This is a genomic window from Peribacillus sp. NPDC101480 (assembly GCF_050277335.1).
GTDB lineage: Bacteria > Bacillota > Bacilli > Bacillales > DSM-1321 > Peribacillus.
Window position 1 is genome coordinate 1 of sequence record NZ_JBNNSB010000029.1, and the last position, 1,241, is coordinate 1,241.

Annotated in this window: 9 tRNA genes and 2 rRNA genes; all 11 read left to right on the top strand. The window is 50.6% G+C overall.

Features of this window, described 5'->3' with window-relative positions:
* A 5S ribosomal RNA gene (gene rrf, locus ACQKMF_RS26665) occupies window positions 1-95 on the top strand; the annotation flags it as partial.
* A gap of 10 nt (window positions 96-105) precedes the next feature.
* A tRNA-Val gene (locus ACQKMF_RS26670) sits at window positions 106-181 on the top strand.
* An 11-nt stretch (window positions 182-192) separates the two neighbouring features.
* A tRNA-Thr gene (locus ACQKMF_RS26675) sits at window positions 193-268 on the top strand.
* Between the two features lie 42 nt (window positions 269-310).
* Window positions 311-386, top strand: a tRNA-Lys gene (locus tag ACQKMF_RS26680).
* Window positions 387-395: 9 nt separating this feature from the next.
* Window positions 396-477: transfer RNA gene (locus ACQKMF_RS26685), tRNA-Leu, on the top strand.
* A 5-nt stretch (window positions 478-482) separates the two neighbouring features.
* Window positions 483-557: transfer RNA gene (locus ACQKMF_RS26690), tRNA-Gly, on the top strand.
* Window positions 558-569: 12 nt separating this feature from the next.
* Window positions 570-658: transfer RNA gene (locus ACQKMF_RS26695), tRNA-Leu, on the top strand.
* A 9-nt stretch (window positions 659-667) separates the two neighbouring features.
* Window positions 668-744 (top strand) — tRNA-Arg (locus ACQKMF_RS26700).
* Between the two features lie 8 nt (window positions 745-752).
* Window positions 753-829: transfer RNA gene (locus ACQKMF_RS26705), tRNA-Pro, on the top strand.
* A 9-nt stretch (window positions 830-838) separates the two neighbouring features.
* Window positions 839-914 (top strand) — tRNA-Ala (locus ACQKMF_RS26710).
* A 159-nt stretch (window positions 915-1,073) separates the two neighbouring features.
* Window positions 1,074-1,241 (top strand): 16S ribosomal RNA (locus ACQKMF_RS26715); the annotation flags it as partial.

Consider the following 1,241-nt stretch of genomic DNA (forward strand, 5'->3'; position numbering starts at 1 on the left):
GTCACACCCGTTCCCATTCCGAACACGGCAGTTAAGCTCTTCAGCGCCGATGGTAGTTGGGGGTTTCCCCCTGTGAGAGTAGGACGCCGCCAAGCAGTTATATATGGAGGATTAGCTCAGCTGGGAGAGCATCTGCCTTACAAGCAGAGGGTCGGCGGTTCGATCCCGTCATCCTCCACCATTTTTACACTTGCCGGTGTAGCTCAACTGGTAGAGCAACTGACTTGTAATCAGTAGGTTGGGGGTTCAAGTCCTCTTGCCGGCACCATTTTCATACAAGCTTGATATAGCATATATAAATAGTTTATATGAGCCATTAGCTCAGTTGGTAGAGCATCTGACTTTTAATCAGAGGGTCGAAGGTTCGAATCCTTCATGGCTCACCATTTTATTATGCGGGTGTGGCGGAATTGGCAGACGCACCAGACTTAGGATCTGGCGCCGCAAGGCGTGGGGGTTCAAGTCCCTTCACCCGCATGTTCGCGGAAGTAGTTCAGTGGTAGAATACAACCTTGCCAAGGTTGGGGTCGCGGGTTCGAATCCCGTCTTCCGCTCCACTATTTATTTATGCCGGGGTGGCGGAACTGGCAGACGCACAGGACTTAAAATCCTGCGGTAGGTGACTACCGTACCGGTTCGATTCCGGTCCTCGGCACCATCTTAATATGCGCCCGTAGCTCAATTGGATAGAGCATCTGACTACGAATCAGAAGGTTGTAGGTTCGACTCCCGCCGGGCGCACCATATTTTTTCGGGAAGTAGCTCAGCTTGGTAGAGCACTTGGTTTGGGACCAAGGGGTCGCAGGTTCGAATCCTGTCTTCCCGACCATTATTTTTTGGGGCCTTAGCTCAGCTGGGAGAGCGCCTGCCTTGCACGCAGGAGGTCAGCGGTTCGATCCCGCTAGGCTCCACCAAAAAAAACTTGACAAGCCGTTTTGGGTTTGTTATGATATGAAAGTTGATTCTTTAAGAAGAGTCAAATTGCTCTTTGAAAACTGAACAAAACAAAGCGCCAACGTTAAATTTTAAGTGAGCACACACTATCAAAAAAGCAAATGAGCAAGTCAAACATTTCTTCGGAGAGTTTGATCCTGGCTCAGGACGAACGCTGGCGGCGTGCCTAATACATGCAAGTCGAGCGAATCGATGGGAGCTTGCTCCCTGAGATTAGCGGCGGACGGGTGAGTAACACGTGGGCAACCTGCCTATAAGACTGGGATAACTTCGGGAAACCGGAGCTA